Raw genomic sequence first — 23,412 nt, 5'->3', positions numbered from 1 at the left:
CAGTTGCTGTATGAGAGCAGTAAACAGTCTTTCCTTGTCTTGAAAGTGGCTGTAGATAGTTCTTATTGAAAGTTTGTACTATACAGTTTAGTTTTGAAAAAGAAATTAAACTATTTAGTTTATTTTGTCCCACAGGAAGTACCTTATGGTGCGTCATGCAACAGCTAGCGGTTCCTCATCCTTTAAGCATAGCCGTCGCCCACTCACAATACTCGCAGCTGTCATAACATTTGTTGTTGTAAGTGTGACAACATACAGGTTCTGGCAGTTACAGTCACACAAGTTTAATGAGATCCAAAAGTCTCGCCCCAGCATTCCTAAAATTATAAAAGTCGTTGCTTTGGGAAGGCTAGAACCACAGGGAGAGGTGATTAAAGTTTCTGCACCAACATCTAGTCAACAAAATCGAGTTGAGCAATTGTTAGTGAAGGAGGGGCAGGAAGTTAAAGCAAGTCAGGTGATTGCTATTCTTGACAGCAAAGATCGTCTTCAAGCTGCTGTTATCAAAGCACAGCAACAAGTAAAAGTGAAACAGGCAAACCTTGCTATGGTGCAAGCAGGTGCAAAACGCGGTGAAATTGAAGCACAAAGAGCTACGGTTGACCAATTAAAAGCGCAGTGGCAAGGTGATAAGACAGCACAACAGGAGGCGATCGCCCGACTCAAAGCACAGTCCAAAGGCGATAAGATAGCGCAACAAGCAACTGTTGAGAAATTGCAAGCCCAATTCAACAACGCTCAAGCCGAATATAGCCGTAATCAGCAACTCTACTCGAATGGTGCAATTTCTAAGTCTTCATTTGATAGTAAGCTCCTGAGTGTAGACACTGCAACACTGCAACTCAAAGAAGCTAGAGCAATACTCACCCGTATTGATGGTACGAGTAGCAGCCAAATCAGCGAGGCTCAAGCTGTTCTCACCCGCATTAACACAACGCTTAGTAAACAAATCAGCCAAGCTCAAGCCACACTCCAGAAAATAGCCGAAGTGCGTCCAGTAGATGTGGAAGCAGCAAAAGCAGAAGTTGATGATGCGATCGCACAAGTCAATCAAGCTCAAAAAGATTTGCAACAAGCTTACGTGCGAACACCCCAAGATGGTCAAGTGTTGGATATACACACACGTGCAGGGGAAGTGGTGTCGAGTAATGGTATTGTTGAGATTGGACAAACCAGCCAAATGTATGCTGTTGCGGAAGTCTACCAAAGTGATATCAGCAAAATCCGTATAGGGCAGGATGTGCGGATCATCAGCGATTCTCTACCTGGTGAATTACAAGGAAAAGTGGAGCGGATAGGTTTACAGGTGCGTCGGCAGAGTGTCGTCAATACCGATCCTAGTACCAATATTGACGCCCGAATTGTCCAAGTGCATATCCGACTCGATCACACATCAAGCCAGAAAGCTGCTCAGTTTACCAATTTACAAGTTAAGGTGGTGATTTCACTTTGATTGGATTCATACAACAGTTATACCAGCGAATACCTCTGGGATGGTTGCAACTGAGTCATGAAAAAAGCCGTCTGCTTGTCGCATTATCAGGTATTGCTTTTGCTGATGTGCTCATGTTCATGCAGCTTGGCTTTCAGACTGCACTTTATGACAGTAATACTCGGCTCAACCGAGTTTTGCAAACAGACATTGTTTTACTCAGTCCCAAAGCTCGTAATATGCAAAATCTGTCTACATTTTCCCGGCGGCGACTGTACCAAGCTTCCTCGATATCAGGAGTAAAGTCGGCAGAAGCATTGTATGTGAGTTTCATCACCTGGAAAAATCCCCAAACCCGTCGTGAAGCTTCCATTCAAGTGCTAGGGGTTAATCCTGAGCAACCAGCTTTTGGGCTACCAGAAATAAACCAACAGTCGGATAAGATTAAGTTAGCAGATAATTTCTTATTTGACAAAGGTTCTAGAGGGGAATATCAACAAGTAATTGCTCAAATTGAACAAGGTAAAACTGTTACTACCGAAGCAGAAAATCATACCATTACTATTAATGGCTTATTTCAATTGGGGACTTCCTTTGGGGCTGAGGGTAACCTGATTACCAGTGATCAGAATTTTCTACGCCTGTTTCCCGGACGACAAGCAGCTAGTATTAATCTGGGTTTAGTTTATCTTGAACCGGGCTACGATCCACAGCAAGTTGCAACAGCATTAAGAGCTTACTTACCCAATGATGTCAGGGTTTTGACTCATGAAGAATTTATCCAGTTTGAAGAAAACTACTGGCAGACACAAAGCCCTATTGGCTTTATCTTTGGTCTAGGTGTATCAATGGGGTTTATAGTCGGCATTATTATTGTCTATCAAGTTCTTTCTACCGATGTCAATGCACACCTGAAGGAATACGCAACCTTAAAAGCAATGGGGTATCATAATTTATACTTTTTAGCAATCATTTTTGAAGAAACTCTTATCCTCGCATTTCTGGGCTTTATTCCAGGAACAATAGTTCCTTTGGGACTTTATTATTTAACAAGAACGGCGACAAATTTGCCCATATACATGACTTTAACACGAGCCTTGGTGGTGCTCATGTTGACAATCATTATGTGTGTTATTTCTGGAGCGATCGCCACCCGCAAACTCCAAGCGGCTGATCCTGCTGATATGTTTTAATATGTTATGTGATGTCCGGGCAATCAACCATAATTCTTGCATTACCTCTCCCCAACCCTCCCCTTAGCAAGGTTATCTATCTGCCTTATCCCAACGATAATTATTAAGTAAGTGGGTTTTATTAAATATAAGATGTAGTGCGAGCGTCTCGCTCGCGGGCAAGATGCTCCGAAGTCGCTACAACGCGGGGAACCCGCGCAACGCGCAACTCTTGGCACTACTGCTATCTACGAATTAATTACGCCTACCTACTTAAATGGACAGACTAGAGCAATACCGTCAAATCATCCGCCAACTGTTGACATCTCATGCAAATCTTGAGTCTGCTAACTCAGATAACAATGTTGAGTGCCAGCTTGTCTTTGATACAGAACACGACCACTACCAAATTTTAGATGTTGGCTGGTCGGGACTCAAACGGGTTTATAACTGTTTCATTCATTTAGACATCAAAGATAGTAAAGTTTGGATTCAACGCAATATGACAGAAGCCAATCTTGCTCAAGAATTAGTCGAGATGGGCGTACCTAAAGAAGACATTATCTTGGGACTACATCCACCTTACAAGCGCCCGTATACTGGGTATGGAGTTGCTTAGGGAATCTGCGATTGCACTTGTAGCAACAGACGCATAAAGGCGTATCGCTTTACTAACAAAAAATAGACTGAAAACCCCCTTCACGTCTCGTTACTCAAATCTGCTCAATGCAAGGCAAGATGAAATTTCATCCCAGGTTGAGGGAACATAAATACAGCGATCGCTCACTCGGAAGCGATCGCCAAAAACCTCTACTTACAAAACATCGTGACGGCTAAGCTAATATCCACTATATTTACGGACATTCCAAAGACTCACGCGTAGAAACACCAGTTTTAGAATTTACCCCACTTGCTTTGTCACAAAGTTTTTTCACTTCCAGACGATCTAGAACTGCATTGGTAAAATCAGCACCAGTAATGTCTACATCATCAAAAGTAGAACGCAGCATCATTGCGTCTGTAAAGATCGCATCGCTCAAATCACTGCCCTGAAAAGCAGCCAAGTAGGCTATACCTTCAGTAAAATTTACACCATGCAGATTGACTCCCTCTAACATTGAACTATTGAAAACGCCACCGCGCAAATCAGCATTGCTAAAATTAACGTCCTTAAGCTTGACATTAATATATTCAGATCCAATCAAGCTTTGACCAGAAAAATCCTTACCGTTGAAGGCGTCGTCCGTGGAACGCCTGATACTCGAAGAACCGACTCCCTCTGCTGACAGGGGAAACAAGAAAAGAACTATAGCTAGAACCAACCCAACGACTACTTGCTGATACTTCATAATGCCAACTTAATAAATCTCAACACTGCCACAATTTATTAAAACAGTGAACAGTGAACAGTGAACAGTAAAAAGTTATCAAAATTTCAAATCACTGATAACTCAATACGGTTGGTGATAATACCAAAATCCTTATCACCGATTGCAATGTAGAAGTTTCGGAGCAAATGTAGAGACGTTGCCTTCCGTAGGTATCTGGCGTTGGAAACCCTACCAAGAGGGCGCTTACTCACATGCAACGTCTCTAATCAGATCTTGCACTAGAATTCTCGTCCACCAAGAAATAAATTTCTTGTCTCAAAGTTCAAGTCCGTTAAAACGGACTGGGTAAATCTTTCAGGAGGCACTGCGTTGGGGAGGACAGTGCCGTGGGCGGGTTTCCCGACAGTCGCGCACCTGTCCGTTGAGCCAGTACTGCAAGAGGGTTTCCCTCCGTAGGTATCTGGTGAGACAGCGCTGCAGGAGGGTCTCCCTCCGTAGGCGACTGCGAACCCGAAGGGCGTTCGGGTTTCCCGACTTGTTCGCATGATTGCGTCTCCCCTTGGGAGAAGCATGTGCCGTTCCGTTTTAACGGACTTTGGCTATGTAGCCCTGTAGACGCCGGAGGCGGTGAGGGGGTCGCAGTCTTGGCGGTTCCCGTCGATTGCGAACCCCCGAACCCGGAGGGCTTCCCGCAGGGTACTTCAGTTCAAGGCGTACTAAAGTCGAGGTGCAAGATCTGAGTCTACACATGTGGAATGGTTACCAACAATTTTTAACAGCAACCGTATTGACTGATAACTGATAACTGATAACTGATAACTGATTTAAAAGGCAGGGCAAGCAGGAGGTGTTGGCTGGGAACGTTGTATACCAGTTTGGGTAGGATCGTAACCTACCAGAACCACCTGACCTTTCTCATTGAAGATCCATCCTCGGGCAGGTATTATCTCTTTGACTTTGGGTTTGGCTTTTGCACTGCTGGAGGACTGATTCTGAGTGTCACTACTGGAATTCTTTTGATTGACAACAGGCTGGATCAAATCAACGCGCACATTGTCACTACTAAGGATTTTATTCGGATCAGTTGGCAACCCGCCACGCCCAGTGACGGTGAAAGTACTACCAAAACCTTTTATACAGGGATTTTGGGCAATCTGCTGTGCTGGATCGATGACATTCTCAGACAATTCAAATAATCCACGACTGGGATCAATATCTAGCGTATTAATAATTACAGTTCCTTGAGAGCCAAATTGAGAGCTAGCATCAATGTCATTGGTTGTATTTATGGGAGTTGACTTGCGTTGTTCCAAACCGAAAATATTTGTAGCCTTGATATCGATGTTGCCACCTGTTCCTCGTTCTGCACTTGCAACAATGTCATTGTTTTGTCCAGGAAAAGCAACCACAAAACCGTTGGGAGCGTTGATAGTGATGTTACCACCGTTGGCATCATTAAAAGCTTGAGCAGAAATCAGACTTTGATTTTCCATTCGCAACAGACCTAAGTTTTGGAGGTTGATGTTACCTCCGTCTCCCGCGTTGTTTTGCGCAGTGAGTTTTCCTCGGTTGAGGCGAATGGTGTTTACATTTGCAGTTAAATTACCTGCAGCACCAGTTCCTGTTGCACTGACAGTCACTCGTCCACCATTGCGGACATTTAAATTTGGAGTATTGATAATCAAATTCCCTGCTTTACCAGCACCTGAAGCTTCAGAGAACAAAGTGCTGGGGAGAGTTTTACCTGCAATGGTTCTACTACCGATAACATCCACAGACTCGGTTGCATTGACAATCAAAGTTCCGCCATCACCAGTAGCGAAAGAACCTGATTTGACTTCCCCGCCATTTTGAATCACCAATTGCCTGACATCTAAAGTTGAACTACCTGGTGAACCTGAACCAAAATTATCTGCTGAAATTCTCGCTCCATTCTCAACAGTCAGCACTCCAGTGTTTAAATTTAAGCTACCCACATTCCCAGTAGCGCCTGGTTCCGCAGATACAAAAAGACCACTGCGTCCGGTATCACCCACAGATTCACCTGTAGAAAATGGTGAAGCTCCACTTAAGAGAATTGAATCTGTCGCATTGATAGTCAAATTTCCACCATTGCCGCCAGTTTTACGACCAGCAGTAGATATCTGCGCTCCACCTTGAACAGTTAATCGTTGAGTTTCAATAGTTAGAGTTCCTGCATTGCCTGGATTGTCTATCGCATATTCGGCAACTTGAGCACGAATACCACTCGATATTTTATAATCTGGATTATTGTCCGTGCCTATCACGTCTACGGAATTGGATGCTTTTATCAATATATTCCCTGCGTTTCCAACACCGAAAGTCGAAGTATCAATATTGGCTCCATCTCGAACGAGTAGTTTCCCTGTTTCAATCGTCATATTCCCACCATTACCCGTAGCAGTGCTACATTCTGAAGAGAAACCACATACTTGAGAGAAAAGAAAAGTAGGTAAAGCTGATGCAGTTCCTTCTAACTCTACAGAATCAAAAGCTTTCACCAATACATCTCCAGCTTTACCTTCACCATCAGCAGAAGTTCCAATTACGGAACCTCCACTCAATTTCACAGACTCAGCAGCATTGATGATTAAATTTCCACCTGCTTGTGAAAGAGAACCAGAACGAATCGATGAACTCTCTGTGAGAGTAATATTTTTACCCTGCACTTGGATAACGCCACCACCATTACCAGTGGTATCTACTTGTGCACCGTTAGATAGTCGAATATCTCTAAATTTCTGAACATCTTGATATCCCAGAGCATAGCCTGTATTAATCTCATTCAGACTCACAAAACTATCGCCATCAACGCTACCTAACTCAATCCTTCCGCCAAGTGCAGTTAAATTACCAGCTGATAAGGAAACATTACCGCCTACTAAAGCTAAAGTTTTTCCATTTGGAACTTGTAACCCAGCAGGATATTTTAACCCAGCAGGAGAACTAAATGTATTAGTTGCTCCATCAAGACTTGCTTGAGATTGATTAACAATATTTCCAGGATTATCTCTAAATCGTAAACCTATCGGAACATTGATTGTTAACAACGGTGGTGCTTGGGGATCAGTAGCACTAAACTCAAACCCATTGCCAAATACAAAACTATTCGCAGTACTTCCCAAAAATGAACCACCAATATTCAAACTGGCATTTGGTCCAAAAATAATCCCCGCAGGATTGAGTAAAAATAAGTTAGCTGAGTTGAGTGTCCTAATTAAACCATCAATACTAGAAACAGAACCACCCGTCACCCGACCGATGATGTTTCGCACATCAGCTGCATTATTAAAGTTAGCCGAACCACCTGTGGGAACAGAAAATTCTTTGAAGCTATGAAAAAGGTTTCCTCCCCGAATGGTTCCGTCATTGATGTTGAAAATTTTTCCATCAGGAGTAGTCACTGTGGTAGATACAGTTCCATCAGGAGTCACTTGTTGCGCTCTGAGTGTACCTATAGAAGTAAAACTCGCTATAGTGCATAGGGGTAAGGTTAACAAAATGGGCAATATCTTTTTCATAGTAAATGCGTTTGTTATGAAGAATTTTTTACAAAGGACGTGGTTTGGGTTGAGACAGGGATGTTGTTGGTGAGTGACTGAAAATTTTAATTTGTAGGGTGGGCACTACCTACCTTCCTATGTCATTCGTAGGCAATGGGCAGTGCGCACCTTACGTTGGATTCGTTAGATACTTTATTAAATCTTCTAAGTTACTCTACTACTTCTTGAACTCAGGAAGATTATCTGTAATATAAAAATTAATTTATGCGACTGCCGTGTCGTTTGTAGGGGCACGCTGTGCCCATACTTTGTAGTGTATGTAACTGAGAATCGCTATGGAGTGTGTATTGCTGACTAATATTAATGTATAAATCAGCAATATTCACCAATATTCACCTGATGATAATCCTGTCCAAATACGGAAGTAGCTAATTAGATTGTTACACCTTCACAGAGTTTTTTTAGCATTAGATAGATTTATTTCTGGACGTTTATTACGTTTGCGCAATAATGTTGTACTCACAATTCCAAAAACCAGTAAGCTTATTGTAGCGGCAGGTTCTAGAACCTTTTTTCTATCTGAATCAGGAGTCCAGTCAAAAGTCCTATAATCATCCTCATTGAAAGGATTAGGTTCCAGATTATCATCAAATTTTAAACCCCAAAGATACTTCGGAAAACTAACACTACCAGAACTATCCAAAAATGGAGTTAAATTGGATGCATTGAAAATAGATAGAGAATTTAGATTAGTGAATGGCTCAGTATAGGGAGCATAAAATGCAAAATGAATGAAGTTTTTTGGATTGGAATTATCTTCTAACCTAGCTTCATACTTAACTACAGTACTGCCAAATTTACCTTTGAAGCTACTGCTTCGAACATTGAGTGCTTGCTGCAAGGAGTCTGAAATGGATTCTAAAGAAACTTTCAAATCTCCTTGATTCAATTTATAGTCTTTAGGAGTTTCAGCGTTTAAAACTGCAAGAGAGTCATTATCAGTATAGATTGCGTTTTGAATTGCTCCAGAGAATATCCCTCCAGTGTAAGAAGCAGAGGGGTTAATTTCAAATGAAAATCTGTCGTTTACATTATTTGCTTGACCAGAAAATTTTTGAGCTAGAGCAGATTGTGGAGCTAAAGAAACTGCCATCGTCAATACAGCGGCTGCTGATATAACTTTTGCTAATTTGTTAATCATCATTACACCCATTCGACAAAAATAAATACTTGCTGGCAAGGGATTTCAGCAACTAAGGAGAAAGTTAATGACACAACTTTGAATCTGAGCACGAGGTAATTTGCTCAAATCACGATGCACCCCAGTTAATTAGATTTTTAGAACACCTTTACTCTCGTCTTTGTACTATTTAGATAAACTTGTTTCTGGGCGTTTCTTACGTTTGCGCAATAATACTGTGCTCACAATTCCAAAACCCAGTAAACTTGCTGTAGCCGCCGGTTCTGGAACCTTGGTTACATTATCAGGCTCAAAAGTTACGATAAATCCTCTAGATGAAGCAAGAGAATCGCCATTCAAATTGCTAATCTCTTCTGGGAATTCAACCTGACCTTGAGAATTCAAAAATGGAGTTAAATTTGATGCATTGAAAACAGATAGAGAATTTCGATTGGTAAAGGGAGCAATATCGGGAGCATAAAATGCAAAATTAACGAAGTTTCCTGAATTATCTACTAACCTAGATTCATACTTAAGTGCTGTACTGCCAAATTTCCCATCGAAGCTACTTGGATTACCGTTGTTTTTATTGTTGAGTAGATCCCGCAATGAGTCTGAAAGTTGTTCTAAAGAAACTTTTAGATCTCCTGGCTGAAATTTATATTGAGTGTTTGAAATAGTGTTATCATAATAGACTGCCCTTTGAATTGCATCAGAGAATATTCCTTGGCTGTAAGTAGCAGAGGTGTTAATATCAAATTCCAGTCTATCTGCAGTGTTATTTGCACCACCAGAAAATTTTTGAGCAAGAGCAGATTCTGGGCCTAAAGAAGCTGTCATAGTCAATACAGCGGCTGCTGATATAATTTTTGCTAATTTGTTAATCATTGTTAAAAAACCTCTCAAAATGTTTCAAATCTTTGGAATTTCTGACGAAGTTGTTACATTCTGCACTTGCGTTTCCTAAAATCAATCTTGTGGTATATAAACTTTGGGTTAGTAACATCTATGCAGAAAATTGATGAGTCTTATCAAAGCACAGTCAACAGTGTTTATACTATAGTTTGTATGATATTTTTATCTAAAAAACATATTTAATTCATAATACCTTCACAACTGTGTCTACCTTTCAGAAATTGATAGGGTATTGCTGAATACATCAAGCTATTTATGAGTTTGTATGCTTGTTTTAGAGCTTTTCCTGGTGTTTGTAAGCTCCTGTTTGTATTGATATGGAAACTTATTTTCGGCTGGTAATGTATAGAATTACAGCTGTTTTAAAGTAAATTCACCACGGAGTGGGGGCAGATGATACTGTTGGCGAAATATAACTTAATACTTCCAAACCTTATTTTTTCGTAGGTTGGGTTTTCTTGCGTCAACCCAACATTTGCCAAAACAAAGGGTTTATCGAATCTTGCAATGTTAAGAAATAATTCGCGCGACCGTATCCAGCATTGCCGTTCCCCTAGAAAAATCTGTGGTTCAATTAACTGAAAATCGCTGTAAATAGCCTTGATACGAAAATAGCTAATTAGCTTTTTTGAACACCTTCACTATCGTCTTTTACCATTAGATAGACTTGCTTTCAGGCGTTTATTACGTTTGTGCAATAATGCTGTACTCACAATTCCAAATCCTAGTAAGCTTGCCGTAATAGCAGGCTCTGGAACCTTAGTTACATCATCAGAACCAGGAGTGAAGATAAACCCACGAAATGTTGGTCTAGGAGATAGATCAAGAGGATTATTTCCATAATCAATGTTTTCTGGAAATTCAACTTGACCTTGAGGATTCAAAAATGGAGTTAAGTTTGATGCGTTGAAAACAGAGAGAGAAGTTAGATTAGTGAAGGGTTCAACGTAAGGAGCATAAAATTCAAAACTAAGGAATCTTCTTCCAGATGATAATTGTGGATCATTTTCTAATGTAGCTTCTACTGTAGCTTGATACTTAACTACTGTAGTGCCAAATTTCCCCTGAAAGCTACTTGTTCTATCGTTCAATCCTGTTCCTGAAGTATTCTTCAATTCTGACTCTGAAAGTGTTTCTAAAGAAATTGCCAAATCTCCTGGTTGAAAAAAAACTCTTCTATCTTGAGGTGAAGATGATGTCCCAGTCCCACCATTAATGTCATAAATTGCATTTTGAATTGCTCCAGAGAATACTCCTCCAGTGTAAGGAGCAGAGGTGTTAAGATCAAATGAAAATCTAGCTACACTGTTATTAGTAGCACCAGAAAATTTTTGAGCTAGAGCAGATTGTGGAACTAGAGAAAATACCGTAGTTAATAGAGCGGCTGCTGATATAATTTTTGCTAATTTCTTAATCATTATTAAATAACCTCTCAAATTGCTTTGCCATCTGTGCAATTAATGAGAAAGTTGTTAAAGTCTGCACCCGCATTCTTTAAAACTAACCCTGTGGAATGGAAACTCTGAGTTAATAACATCTTTCGGAAAGAATTTCCTAAACAATATAAAACCACGGTCAACAGTATTTTTGCTAGACTTGATGTAAAATCCTGATGAAAAAAACATATTATCTTCACAGTAACTTCACCACAGTGTCCACTTTTCCTAAATTGGCGAAGGTATTTTTGAAGAAACCAAGCTCTTGATGAGTGTTTATGCTTAGTTTGTCACTTTTGCTGGTGTTTGTAGGCTTCTGTTTGTATCGAGAAAGTAGAGGCGCTAGGCGATCGCCAGTTTCAAATTCACGATCAGCTGTGGCGATAAGCCAGAGGCTTGACGATCCGCGTATCGCAAAGTGCTGCTGCTTTACATTCGCGGTAGAGAAAAGCTGGGATATTTGGCTTTAGACATAGCCCCCGCAAACGTGCTGCCTCTACTTTAGTCTGGAGACAAAGGAGCTTGTCGGCTTCTGTTACTATTTCTTGTCAACTTAAGCTGAAAACCTTGTGATGAGATAACATCATGCCTTCAAGCATTTATTACGTTTGCGCAATAATGCTGTACTCACAATTCCAAAACCCAGTAAACTTGCTGTACCAGCAGGTTCTGGAACCTTGGTTACATCATCAGGAGTCGGAGTCAAGAACAAAAGAGTACTATTAGGTAGAGGATTAAGTTGAGGATCAGACTCATTCAAAGGGCTAATGTATTTTGGAAATATAACTTGCCCTTGAGAATTCAAAAATGGAGTTAAATTTGATGCATTGAAAACAGATAGAGAATTTAGATTAGTGAATGGCTCAGTGTAGGGAGCATAAAATGCAAAGTTAACGAAGTTTTTTGGATTTGAGTTATCTTCTAACCTAGCTTCATATTTGACTACAGTACTGCCATATTTATTCTCGAAGCTACTGCCACTGCTTTGAGTATTGAGTACATTTCGCAATGAGTCTGAAATCTCTGCTAAAGAAACTTTCAAATCTGCTGGATTAAATTTATACTCTCTAGAAGTTTCGGTGGAGTCACCAAGTTGAAAGGGAGGTTTATCAATATACACTGGGTTTTGAATTGCTCCATAGAATATCCCTGATCTGTTAGGAGCAGAGGTTTCAAGATCAAATTCCAGTGTATCTTCAATGTTATTATTTACAGCACCAGAGAATTTTTGAGCCAGAGCAGATTGTGGAGCGAAAGAAACTGTCATAGCTAATACAGTAGCTGCTGATATAAATTTTGCCAATCTATTAATCATCATTCAATAACCTCTCAAATTGCTTTACGATGTGTGCAATGAATGAGAAAGTTGTTAAAGGCTGCACCCGCATTCTTTAAAACTAATCTCGTGGAATGGAAACTGCTAGTTGATAACATCTTTCGGAGAGCATTTCCTAAACAATATAAAACCACGGTCAACAGTATTTCTGCTAGACGTTATGTCAATAATTCATAAAAAAGACATACTAGGTTCACATTAACTTCACCCCAGTGTCCACCTTTCGTAAATTGCCAGGGTGTTGTTGAAGAAATTAAGCTATTTATGAGTGTTTATATTTAGCTTTGAGCTTTTCCTGGTGTTTGTACTGTTTGTATTGAGAAGGTGGAGGCGATCGCCAGATTCAAATTCACGCTCACTTATAGCGATACGCGCTCATCGCGTCTTTTACTTTGTGCGATACGCGTAGCGTCAAGCCTCCGGCTTATCGCCCACCAAGCACCTATGAATGAAATGCGATCTGCCGCTATGCTGTAGCGAAGCGATCGCCTTTGGCAGCTGCTCCGCACCATCGCAAAGCGCGAATTGAGTTGGTATTGAAAAGAGGCGGCATAGAATACAAAGAATACTTATTTAAGTTCAAATGAAAACCGACTCCATTTTTTATCGCCTATTCACAACCTTTCCGAATGCTTTCTTTGAATTAATTAACCTGCAATCTTATGAGGCAAATGCATATAATTTCGCTTCTGTAGAATTAAAACAAACAGCATTTCGTATTGATGGAGTCTTTCTTCCCACTGCTGATGCTAGTACTCGCCCAATTTATTTTGTTGAGGTTCAGTTTCAAAAAGATACCGAATTTTACGCCCGTTTATTTTCAGAAATATTTCTGTATTTGCGACTTTACGCACCAACCAAGGCTTGGAGAGCAGTCGTTATATTTCCTCGCCGTAGCATCGAACCAACAAAAGTCGAACCCTATCAAGTCTTACTCGAAAGTCAACTTGTAACACGATTATATCTGAATGAGCTTGGGGATAGGGCTGAACAATCTTTGGGAGTTGGTATCATTAAATTAATAGTTGAAAATGAAAAACAAACTCCCGCATTAGCCAAAAACTTGATTGCCAGGACACGCACAGAGCTAACCAATGCAGCGCTTGTACAGCAAGTGCTAGATTTAATAGAAACAATTGTACTATACAAATTACCGCGCATCAGTCGTCAGGAGTTGGTGAGGATGTTTGGATTGGGTGATTTTGATATCAAAAAAACCAGATTTTATGAGGAAGTCCGTGAGGAAATCCTTGAGGAAGTCAGACAGGAAAAAGCTCTAGAGTTAATTATGCGTCAGCTTCGACGCCGCATTGGTAACATGGATCAGCAATTGCAAGAGCGTATCAGTCAGCTATCTATCGAACAACTGGAGAATCTTGCCGAAGCACTATTGGATTTTTCAACTCAAGCAGATTTAACGACTTGGTTGCAAGATCAATCAAATTAGGTTTAAGTACACTGTAGATACCAAAAGTGAAATACTACAGACAAACGTATCTAAACAAATAGACCTGTGGCTAATCAAGAAGAAATCATCCTATCCTTAGCGCGATCGCCTTTATTTGAACTTGCACAAGAACTCAAAGCACGACTCACCACTTTTGGTGGTTGGGAAATGCCCGTGCAATTTGTTGGCATAACCAAGGAACACGAGGCTGTGAGAAATGCAGCAGGAATGTTCGATATTTCCCACATGGGTAAATTTACTTTGCAAGGGAAGAACCTTATATCTCAACTCCAGCTTTTAGTTCCTTCAGATTTAAGCCGCTTGCAAGCCGGTCAAGCTCAATACACTGTCTTATTAAATCATAAAGGTGGTATCATTGACGACATCATCTTTTACTACCAAGGCGAAGACGCCACTGGTGAACAACGGGGAGTGATAATTGTCAATGCGGCTACTACTGACAAAGATAAAACATGGCTCTTGCAACATCTTGACCAAAATCAAGTGAAATTCCAAGACCTTTCACTTGAAAAAGTCTTAATTGCCGTGCAAGGACCAAAAGCCGTAAGCATTCTTCAGACCTTGGTGCAAGAAGATTTAACATCTATTAAAGCATTTGGGCACTTGCAGGGAACAGTACTAGGTAAACCAGCATTTCTTGCCCGCACGGGTTACACCGGGGAAGATGGCTTTGAGGTGATGTTAGATTTAGATGTGGGGGTAGAATTGTGGAGAAGTCTAATCAATGCTGGTGTCATTCCTTGCGGACTAGGTGCGAGAGACACCCTCAGGCTAGAAGCAGCAATGCCACTTTACGGCCAGGATATTGACGACACGACGACTCCATTAGAAGCTGGTTTAGGCTGGCTAGTTCATCTTGATACCAAAGGAGACTTTATCGGTCGCTCAGTTTTGGAACAGCAAAAAGCTGCTGGAGTTCAACGCCGACTAGTAGGTTTGCAAATGCAAGGGCGTAACATTGCCCGTCATGGCTATCAAGTGTTATCAACTGGTGTGGTCGTTGGAGAGGTGACTAGTGGTACACTATCACCAGTTCTTGGTTATCCCATAGCCTTAGCCTATGTTCCCAGTCAACTAGCGACTGTGAATCAGCAGCTAGAAGTAGAAATTCGTGGCAAAGCTTACCCAGCGGTTGTGGTAAAACGTCCGTTTTATCGATCAAAAAACCGTGTGAAGAATTTTGAATGAAGCGAATGGGTATAGTGTAATTTAGACCGGCACTTGAGACGACTGGCGTAAAACCCCAGCAACTGCTCTTGGTCGGATTTTAACATAGCAGGTAAGTGGTGAGTAAGCGCGTTATGTAGGAAGGCTTCGGCCGTGAGCTCAGCCGAACGGTTTCCTGCGCCTTCACGACTAGCTCTCCCGTTGGGTGTTCGTAGTCGCTCATCACAATCCCTTCGCTTAATTGGCTCCTTCACTGCGAACCGAATTTCAAAAAAATATTTTTTTGAATTTTTAATTCGTGAATGCGTCAATTTTTGAGCCACTGTGGTAGCTCAACCCTTAACCAAGGGATGAAATAGATAACTGATAACAGTTAAATAGATATAGCGGAAATCGCTATCGGTGTAGTAATTTTTTTATGTGGATGAGGAAGTGGTATGCCCTTTGAATATCCTGAAGATTTGAGATACTTAGATACTCATGAATACGTGCGTCTTGAAGGCGAAATTGCCACCATTGGCATTACCGACTTTGCGGTAGACCAATTAGGTGACATTGTGTTTTTAGATCTCCCAGATATTGGTGACGCTGTCTCCAAGGAAGAAACCTTTGGCACAATTGAATCCGTGAAAGCTGTGGAAGACCTTAATTCCCCAGTTACTGGTACAGTTATAGAACGCAATGAACTTTTGATAGAATCACCAGAACAATTGGCAGAAGATCCTTATGGGGAAGGATGGTTGCTCAAAGTACGCGTTAACAAGTCTGGTGAAATTGATGATGCCTTGACTGCAAGTGAATACAGCATTCAGGTAGAAGGATAGAACGGAGTGAGGGAGTAAGGGAGTGAAGGAGTGTGAGGAAAGAGTGATTGATCATTAACTCTTCCCTGCCTCTGTGTTTCTCTACTTCCCTCACTCTTGTTTGTCCTTGTCCCTACGGTATCCGGAAAAGTTTTATGACTTTTTCTAAAAAAACTTCATTAATTTTGAGAAATTGACAAATTATACCCAACGCGTCAAACAGAATTGTTGCAAAATATGAAGTAGTCGCGTCGGAGAGCAGTTCGTGGTAACTAATGTTCCTCGTCCTAAATCAAACCATCAGCAGATGTCAGGGGAAAGTAGCCAAAAGTTAAGTTCTTTTCAAGAACGGCATATTGGATCATCATCCAGTGATATCAAGCATTTACTTGAGGTGCTGGGTTATAGTACTCTTGATGAACTTATTGACCAAGCAGTGCCGCAGGCAATTCGGTTATCTGATTCATTAGAGTTACCAGAAGCAGAAAATGAGTACGCAGCACTTGCTCAGCTCAAGGAAATCGCTTCCAAAAATCAAGTTTTCCGCTCGTTTATTGGTATGGGGTACTACGACTGTATCACCCCACCTGTGATTGGACGCAATATTCTAGAGAACCCTGGTTGGTATACCGCCTACACTCCCTATCAGCCAGAAATTGCCCAAGGACGACTCGAAGCGCTGCTGAATTTCCAAACCATGATTATTGACTTAACAGGTTTAGAAATTGCTAATGCTTCATTGCTAGATGAAGCCACAGCAGCCGCAGAAGCGATGACTATGAGCTATGGTTTTTGCAAAAATAAAGCAAATACCTATTTTGTCTCTCGTGAGTGTCATCCCCAAACTATAGATGTGTTGCAAACACGCGCTCAACCTTTGGGAATTGATATTATTGTCGGAGATCATCAAACCTTTGATTTTTCTGAACCCATTTTTGGGGCAATTCTCCAGTACCCCGCCAGCGATGGCACAATCTATGACTACCGCGCTTTTATAGAAAAAGCCCATGCTATGGGAGCATTGGTAACGGTAGCAGCAGACCCCTTAAGTCTGACTTTGCTAACACCCCCAGGTGAATTTGGTGCTGATATTGCTGTAGGAAGCACTCAGCGCTTTGGTATTCCCTTGGGCTACGGGGGACCTCACGCAGCTTACTTTGCCACCAAAGAAGAGTATAAGCGTCAAGTTCCAGGGCGAATTGTTGGTGTATCAAAAGATGCTCAGGGTAAACCTGCGTTGCGCCTTGCTTTGCAAACCCGTGAACAGCACATTCGCCGCGAAAAAGCAACTAGTAATATCTGTACAGCACAAGTGTTGCTGGCAGTCATGGCAAGTATGTATGCTGTATACCACGGTCCTGATGGACTCAAAAGAATTGCTGAGAACATCCACCAAAAGACTGTGATGCTGTCAGAAGGATTAAAACGTTTGGGTTACAGCATTGGTTCTGAATATTTCTTTGATACCCTGCAAGTCGATTTAGGAGAACGGAGTTTAGATGAGATTTTACAAGCTTGTAAAGCAGATAACATTAACATACGCATTTTAAACACAACTACTGTAGGTATATCCTTAGACGAAACGACTACAGAAAAAGACTTAATCGACCTCTTGGAAATTTTCGCTTTTGGCGACGATCTACTCTTCCCCCCGGCTTCCGGACATTCCTCTGCTCTTTTTCTCCCCCGTACCACTAGCTACCTCACTCACCCCGTTTTCAACCGCTATCACTCAGAAACTGAGTTGTTGCGTTACCTGCACAAGCTGGAAGCTAAGGATTTGTCGCTGACAACATCGATGATTCCTTTAGGATCATGTACGATGAAGCTTAATGCCACATCTGAGATGATACCAGTCACATGGGCTGAGTTTGGCAAAATACATCCTTTTGCACCACTCTCACAAACACGGGGTTATCAAATCCTGTTCCAGCAGCTAGAGGAATGGTTAGGACAAATCACAGGATTTGCGGGAGTTTCGCTGCAACCAAATGCTGGTTCTCAAGGTGAATATACAGGGTTGCTCGTCATTAGGAAGTATCATGAAAGTCGAGGGGAAGGACACCGGAATGTTTGTTTGATTCCCCAGTCTGCACATGGGACAAACCCTGCAAGTGCTGTGATGTGTGGGATGAAAGTGGTTGCTGTTGCTTGTGATGCTGAAGGTAATGTTGATTTAGATGACCTTAAGGCAAAAGCTCAAAAGCATAGTAAAGAACTTGCGGCGTTAATGGTAACATATCCCTCAACTCATGGTGTGTTTGAGGAGCAAATTCAGGAAATCTGTATTGTTGTTCACACTCACGGTGGACAAGTTTACATGGATGGGGCGAATATGAATGCTCAAGTGGGGCTTTGTCGTCCGAGAGATATCGGCGCGGATGTTTGTCACTTGAACTTGCATAAAACCTTCTGTATCCCACACGGTGGCGGTGGTCCTGGTATGGGACCTATTGGCGTTGCTTCCCATCTGGTACCATTTCTTCCTGGGCACGCTGTTGTTGAAATGGACGGTGAACAAAAAATGGGTGCAGTTTCCGCTGCACCTTGGGGAAGCGCGAGTATTCTCGTGATATCTTGGATGTATATTGCTATGATGGGTGCAGATGGTTTGACGGAAGCAACCAAAGTCGCAATTTTGAATGCAAACTATATCGCCAACAGACTTGAATCTTACTATCCCGTTTTGTATAAAGGGAAAAATGGTTTAGTTGCTCATGAGTGTATTTTGGATTTGCGATCGCTCAAAAAATCTGCAAATATCGAAATCGATGATATTGCCAAGCGCCTAATGGATTATGGCTTCCATGCACCAACGGTTTCCTGGCCTGTGGCAGGTACAATCATGGTGGAACCCACAGAAAGTGAATCCAAAGAAGAGTTAGACCGTTTCTGTGATGCAATGATTGCTATTCGCCAAGAAATCGCGGAAATTGAATCAGGTAAAATGGATGCCCAAGATAATGTCTTGAAGAATGCACCCCACACAGCAGAAAGTCTGATTGTCGGAGAATGGAATCATCCCTACTCACGGGAACAAGCTGCTTACCCAGCACCTTGGACTCGTGAACACAAATTCTGGCCCAGTGTTGGTCGTATTGACGCCGCATATGGAGATAGAAATTTTGTTTGCTCTTGTCTGCCAATGGATGCGTATTAAATAGAATGAGGAGTGAGGAGTTTTTATTCCTCGCTCAATACTTTTCAGAGAAAGAGTTACTCATCCTAATATGAATTTCCTTCACCAATGCTACATAGCAATCCTATTTTCTGCCAATCGCTGATGATACAAAATCATCAACTTGTCAGCTTCTAATGTTTCCATCACATAAGTGTGACCATCAGTATCGCTAAACTCTACTTCAAATACTCCAGGCTCATACTCTTCAACAATTGTTCCAACCTGTCCCCTATACAAATCGAACTCTGGTATATCTTTCAGCAATGCAACTACATCAAGTAACTTAATTTGTGAATTCATACTCAGCCCTTATCTAAAAGAATATAACAACTTACTAAACGAGGAAATTTTTCTGTATCTCGTACAATCCACGCACTCCTCACAACTGCACTTCAACAGCAAGATTTGATTCAAGGACTAATGACAGGGGGCTTAAGACGAAGGTGGGCAAACAAACCTTTGAACACCTTTACTGAAGCTTTGGAAGCCTTTAGAACAGCTATGTCTTATCAATTTTTTGATTGGTTAACCCATAATCGTGACGTATTCTCCGCTTATAAAGTCAGTTTGGGCTACATTTGGGCTTAATTTTTGTTTAAGTCCCAGTATTTGCTCTGGGGTTTCACCAGCAGCAAGTTTTTCAAGAATTATTTCAACTGTGATGCGAGTTCCTGCAATCACTGGTTTTCCCGGATACGATAGGTTGTTTGTGCGTTGGCATGGTCGGATACCTTTTCTTTTATTACCATGCCAGCAGACTAAAGCAGAGCGATCGCGGTTACACGGCAAAATGCAGCGGCGGCAGTTAACCTTTGCAACCTCACCAACGGCTTTCACCTGTCCGCCGCCATGAAGTGTTAGCCGCGCTGATGACGAATGACGTTAAAGTTCTCATCGTCTGATGGTGCCTGAAAGTACTTTGTAATGGCATCAAATTCGGCATCGCTCGTAAAAGCTGAGCCTTCAGTAAGCTCCCTACTCCGCTCCCGCAGCTGACGCTTGCACAACTCGTCAGTTACATCGACGTAGTGCAACTCATGATCGGCGTTCGCACGTTCAAATAGCTCCCGAAACCAGGCACGCTGCGTTCTCGTGTTGCCAGGAAAGTCGAGCACAACAGATATGCCCTTTAAGAGCAGTGAGCATATGTGCGCCGCAAGAGCATCTCTCAGCATTGATGAATACTTGACGAAGCTAGGGATGTCCACGACTTCGCCCGGAAACAACTTGATCAGCAACTGGTCTTGCACTACCAAAACCGCGTCCTCTCGCCGCGCTATTTCCCTTGCAAGGCTCGATTTTCGCGCCGCCATCTTTCCGCAAAAGAAGAAGAGCTTTCCTCGCTGCTTCATGTCCTATGTCCCTCAGCCTAACTATTTATTATGCAGAAACTTTCCGTATATCACATGCTCGCGATTTAAATAGAGAAAGGGTTACAGGCATTTAATCATAAATATCAAGAAATTTTATGTATATCGTCCATATCTAACTATGATACAGCTATTCCCGTATAACTACTCAATTTGGGGTGGATATCAAGAAATTTTCTGTATATTATCCTTTTTCAGATGTTAGGTGAAAAATTCCGTATATTCACCTGATTTTGTACGTAAGAAAGAGTTGTTCAGTATATTCATCGCTGTTATTCAGAAATTTTCTGTATAACATCCAATATGAACTTGCCCTGTTTTCTTGATTCGTGCAACAGGTCTATTCGGCACGCTACGCGTATGCGTAGCGTCTCCGCAGGGGATACGCTCGTCGCTGCGGACGAAAATACGTTACCTTTGCGTAAGTCCTGGTTTCTTTCCTCGTAGGTTCCAAGGCATAAAAAAATTAACGGACTAGGAATTATCCTAGTCCGTAAAAAAAGCGGGCTAACCGCTATTAACCTGGTTAACCCGTGCAGCTTTGGGAACGCGCAGAGATATGACTATTGCAATACCAACTTAACGTTGGCGTTTTGCAGACCGCGTTGCTTCACTTCTGCCAGGGTTTTGTTAACGGCATACTTTTGGTTGATGGAGTTGATCAACTCGGTTTGGTTGTGCTTCTTAGCAACACCCCATAGGTCTGCGATCAGATCGAAGGAACCATCGCTGTTGCGAGACCAACCGAGATCATACTCGCCTTCCAAAACTGCAACGATGTCGGAACGAACACGCTGACCGTTGTAACCACGAACATCAGCTTCAGTCTTAACAGAGATGCCTAGATCGCGCAGGGAAGACTTAAGAATTTCTGCATCGGTGATTTTGGTACGCAGAGTGCTAAAGTGAGACATTTGGGTTTCCTCCAATGAGAAAGTAGAGAAAAAGACAACAGTTTGTTTTAAGCGAAGCCGCGTTTACCAAGACGCGGTTTTTTCATAACTGCTAGCTTTTTGGCGCTAGCCTTTCCCCCTGTGGTAGCAGGAGAAAGCTTTTAGAACTCCATTCGCTGATACTCAGCAACGGAGGATGCGGCTGGTCTTGCTCGTTGTCTAGCCCAGTCTCTGAGAGCTGTGACTTGTTCTTGCATCGTACGCGACAACGGCAGTGTTGCTTTAATAGCCGCAATAATATCTAATTGTGTGAACTCCCGATCTTGGGCAAAAGCTTCGTACATTGCCGCAACAATCGCTTGTTCAATTTCTGCTCCAGAAAATCCGTCAGACATCTTAGAAAGTTGTTCTAGGTCAAATCGCGAGATGTCTTCTCGGCGCTTAGACAAGTGTATCGTGAATATGTCTTGGCGCTCTTCTGGGGTGGGCAGATCTACAAAGAAAATTTCATCAAAGCGACCTTTCCTCAAAAATTCACCAGGTAGACGTTCAACTCGGTTGGCTGTTGCCATGACAAATACTGGTGATTTCTTTTCTTGCATCCAGGTGAGGAAAGAGCCGAATATCCGGCTGGAAGTTCCACCATCAGAATCTCCAGAACCTCCACTTCCAGCAAATGATTTATCTAACTCGTCTATAAATAAAATTGCGGGTGAAATAGATTCTGCTGTTTTTAAGGCGTTACGTAAATTTGCTTCTGAACGTCCTACCATTGAGCCATCATAGACTCGCCCCATATCTAATCGCAGTAGTGGCAAACCCCACAGTCGAGAAGTTGTTTTGGCAATTAAGGATTTACCACAACCTGGGACTCCTAAGATTAGCATACCTTTTGGTTGAGGTAAACCGTACTCACGCGCCCTCTCTGTAAAAGCGTTAGAGCGCTGCTTCAGCCACCTTTTCAACTCTTCCAAGCCACCAACAGCATCAATAGTTGCGTCTTCTTCTATGTATTCTAATATACCATTGCGCCGAATTAGCTGCTTTTTCTCAGATAAAACTATGTCTACTTCATCTTCCGTCAGACGCCCTGTAGTGACCTGTGCCTTACGGTAGACTTTTTCCGCTTCATCTTTAGTTAATCCTAGAGCCGCCCTTAAGAGTTTTTCACGCGCTTCTGTTGCTAACCGCCGTCCACGGTTTTGATCCAAATGAGTAGATAAAACTTTATTTAAATCTCCCATGTCTGGAAGCGGAAAATCAAGAACGACAACTTCCTTTTCCAGTTCAATTGGGACTTGCTGCATCGGTGACATCAAGATAACATTCTTGTGCAACCCCTTAAAGCTGGCGATCGCATCACGCAATGACCTTGTTGTCGCTGGCGCATCTATAAATGGATGTAAATCTTTAAGAATAAATATACCTGGTTCTTTCTGCCGGATAATCCATTCAACTGCCGCTTCCGGAGAAACGGTGTTATGTTGAGTGACGTTCCGGGGTTGACCATACTCCACGATGCCGTGAGTTACTGTCCAAACATACACTTTTCGCTGTGGCTTTGACGATTGAGCGATTGTAGAAATTGCCTGCTCAGCCCGCTCTTCCTCGGAGGTCACAAGGTAGATTAAAGGGTATTGAGCTTGAATGAGGATACTGAGCTCTTCTTTCATACATCGACCTACTTGAGACCTTTACAGACAGTACAGACTTCGCTTTGCTATGTTACGAACAGGGAAACTATGAATTTGATATTCATGATTCCTATTTAGCAAGGAACTAGCTCTTCCTTACCCTTTTGATTTTGGTTCCGATCCATTTCATCAATCGCAAGACGCTCTTGCTGATGACCAATCATTCCGGGTTGGTGACCCAGACTGACCAATTCTGCATCTCGCAGCACAACTGAAGTTTCGCAAGTTGGACAAGAATAAACTCTGTGCGTCCTTCCATATGATGCTTGTGCTTCCTCTACTAATTCCGAATTTGCCAGGTAGAAGTCTAAGGCACGTTCCGCTAGTTCTGACATCGGTTCCGAGTCAATTGCCGAGCGAATCTTTAACTTCCTGTGCAGTTCTGGCGACAGATACAATGTAATCTTTTGCTTAGCTTGCATATTACTTTTTAGCGGTCTTACCCGGGTATGTATATCACGATATCGGAACCTCAATTCCTTGTCAAGACGTCAAAGCGTTTTGACGCTT

At 42.1% G+C, this 23,412-nt stretch carries 19 protein-coding genes and 1 pseudogene; 8 read left to right on the top strand and 12 right to left on the bottom strand.

Going from position 1 to position 23,412, the window contains the following annotated elements:
• The first annotated feature begins 145 nt into the window (after nt 1–145).
• From DP114_RS15035 to DP114_RS15025, 3 genes are all read left to right on the top strand, one after another.
• Nucleotides 146–1,453, top strand: a complete 1,308-nt coding sequence (locus DP114_RS15035; RefSeq protein ID WP_169262893.1) for an ABC exporter membrane fusion protein — start codon at nt 146–148, stop codon at nt 1,451–1,453.
• Nucleotides 1,450–2,625 carry an ABC transporter permease DevC gene (gene devC, locus DP114_RS15030; protein WP_171976464.1) on the top strand — a complete coding sequence of 392 codons (1,176 nt, stop codon included), beginning with the start codon at nt 1,450–1,452 and terminating at the stop codon, nt 2,623–2,625. Before DP114_RS15035 ends, devC begins: the two co-directional genes overlap by 4 nt.
• 256 nt (nt 2,626–2,881) lie before the next feature.
• Nucleotides 2,882–3,223, top strand: a complete 342-nt coding sequence (locus tag DP114_RS15025) for a XisI protein (protein ID WP_171976463.1) — start codon at nt 2,882–2,884, stop codon at nt 3,221–3,223.
• A 235-nt stretch (nt 3,224–3,458) separates the two neighbouring features.
• Here DP114_RS15025 and DP114_RS15020 read toward each other — a convergent pair whose 3' ends face one another.
• From DP114_RS15020 to DP114_RS14995, 6 genes are all read right to left on the bottom strand, one after another.
• Nucleotides 3,459–3,953, bottom strand: a complete 495-nt coding sequence (locus DP114_RS15020) for a pentapeptide repeat-containing protein (protein WP_171976462.1) — start codon at nt 3,951–3,953, stop codon at nt 3,459–3,461.
• An 806-nt stretch (nt 3,954–4,759) separates the two neighbouring features.
• Complete coding sequence (locus DP114_RS15015; RefSeq protein ID WP_171976461.1) at nt 4,760–7,477, bottom strand: two-partner secretion domain-containing protein; 2,718 nt, start codon at nt 7,475–7,477, stop codon at nt 4,760–4,762.
• A 430-nt stretch (nt 7,478–7,907) separates the two neighbouring features.
• On the bottom strand, nt 7,908–8,699 hold the full coding sequence (locus DP114_RS15010; protein WP_169262898.1) for a hypothetical protein: 792 nt from the start codon (nt 8,697–8,699) through the stop codon (nt 7,908–7,910).
• Between the two features lie 126 nt (nt 8,700–8,825).
• A complete protein-coding gene (locus DP114_RS15005) occupies nt 8,826–9,527 on the bottom strand; it encodes a hypothetical protein (RefSeq protein WP_216670001.1) in 702 nt (233 codons plus the stop codon).
• 668 nt (nt 9,528–10,195) lie between these two features.
• Nucleotides 10,196–10,972: a hypothetical protein gene (locus DP114_RS15000; protein ID WP_172195217.1), complete on the bottom strand. Its 777-nt coding sequence runs from the start codon at nt 10,970–10,972 to the stop codon at nt 10,196–10,198.
• 601 nt (nt 10,973–11,573) lie between these two features.
• Nucleotides 11,574–12,308: a hypothetical protein gene (locus DP114_RS14995; protein WP_172195216.1), complete on the bottom strand. Its 735-nt coding sequence runs from the start codon at nt 12,306–12,308 to the stop codon at nt 11,574–11,576.
• A gap of 601 nt (nt 12,309–12,909) precedes the next feature.
• Between DP114_RS14995 and DP114_RS14990 the strand changes: the two genes are divergently transcribed.
• From DP114_RS14990 to gcvP, 4 genes are all read left to right on the top strand, one after another.
• Entirely contained in the window at nt 12,910–13,773 is an 864-nt protein-coding gene (locus DP114_RS14990) for an Rpn family recombination-promoting nuclease/putative transposase (RefSeq protein ID WP_169262899.1), read from the top strand.
• Between the two features lie 66 nt (nt 13,774–13,839).
• A complete protein-coding gene (gcvT, locus tag DP114_RS14985; protein WP_171976457.1) occupies nt 13,840–14,982 on the top strand; it encodes a glycine cleavage system aminomethyltransferase GcvT in 1,143 nt (380 codons plus the stop codon).
• Between the two features lie 416 nt (nt 14,983–15,398).
• A complete protein-coding gene (gene gcvH / locus DP114_RS14980; protein ID WP_169262901.1) occupies nt 15,399–15,785 on the top strand; it encodes a glycine cleavage system protein GcvH in 387 nt (128 codons plus the stop codon).
• 244 nt (nt 15,786–16,029) lie between these two features.
• Nucleotides 16,030–18,924: an aminomethyl-transferring glycine dehydrogenase gene (gcvP, locus tag DP114_RS14975; protein WP_171976456.1), complete on the top strand. Its 2,895-nt coding sequence runs from the start codon at nt 16,030–16,032 to the stop codon at nt 18,922–18,924.
• A 90-nt stretch (nt 18,925–19,014) separates the two neighbouring features.
• Here gcvP and DP114_RS14970 read toward each other — a convergent pair whose 3' ends face one another.
• Nucleotides 19,015–19,245 carry a DUF4926 domain-containing protein gene (locus DP114_RS14970; protein WP_246163193.1) on the bottom strand — a complete coding sequence of 77 codons (231 nt, stop codon included), beginning with the start codon at nt 19,243–19,245 and terminating at the stop codon, nt 19,015–19,017.
• Nucleotides 19,246–19,365: 120 nt separating this feature from the next.
• Here DP114_RS14970 and DP114_RS14965 point away from each other — a divergent pair.
• A pseudogene (locus DP114_RS14965) lies at nt 19,366–19,533 on the top strand (IS701 family transposase); the annotation flags it as partial.
• Here DP114_RS14965 and DP114_RS34990 read toward each other — a convergent pair.
• The 5 genes from DP114_RS34990 to DP114_RS14940 form a co-directional block, all read right to left on the bottom strand.
• Nucleotides 19,471–19,782 (bottom strand): DUF433 domain-containing protein, encoded by a 312-nt coding sequence (locus DP114_RS34990; protein ID WP_246163191.1) that lies wholly within the window; start codon nt 19,780–19,782, stop codon nt 19,471–19,473. The pseudogene DP114_RS14965 and the gene DP114_RS34990 sit on opposite strands and share 63 nt — an antisense overlap.
• A gap of 20 nt (nt 19,783–19,802) precedes the next feature.
• Entirely contained in the window at nt 19,803–20,297 is a 495-nt protein-coding gene (locus tag DP114_RS14955; RefSeq protein WP_171976455.1) for a P-loop nucleotide/nucleoside kinase family protein, read from the bottom strand.
• A 581-nt stretch (nt 20,298–20,878) separates the two neighbouring features.
• Nucleotides 20,879–21,229: a DUF1257 domain-containing protein gene (locus DP114_RS14950; protein ID WP_048868763.1), complete on the bottom strand. Its 351-nt coding sequence runs from the start codon at nt 21,227–21,229 to the stop codon at nt 20,879–20,881.
• A gap of 140 nt (nt 21,230–21,369) precedes the next feature.
• Nucleotides 21,370–22,881: a stress-responsive protein Ycf46 gene (ycf46, locus tag DP114_RS14945; RefSeq protein WP_171976454.1), complete on the bottom strand. Its 1,512-nt coding sequence runs from the start codon at nt 22,879–22,881 to the stop codon at nt 21,370–21,372.
• Nucleotides 22,882–22,976: 95 nt separating this feature from the next.
• Entirely contained in the window at nt 22,977–23,324 is a 348-nt protein-coding gene (locus DP114_RS14940; RefSeq protein WP_169262905.1) for a slr0373 family blue light stress response protein, read from the bottom strand.
• Nucleotides 23,325–23,412 lie beyond the last annotated feature (88 nt).

The organism is Brasilonema sennae CENA114 (genome assembly GCF_006968745.1).
Classification (GTDB): domain Bacteria; phylum Cyanobacteriota; class Cyanobacteriia; order Cyanobacteriales; family Nostocaceae; genus Brasilonema; species Brasilonema sennae.
The sequence above is the reverse complement of the archived record's forward strand: the minus strand, read 5'-3'. Positions and strand labels throughout refer to the sequence as shown.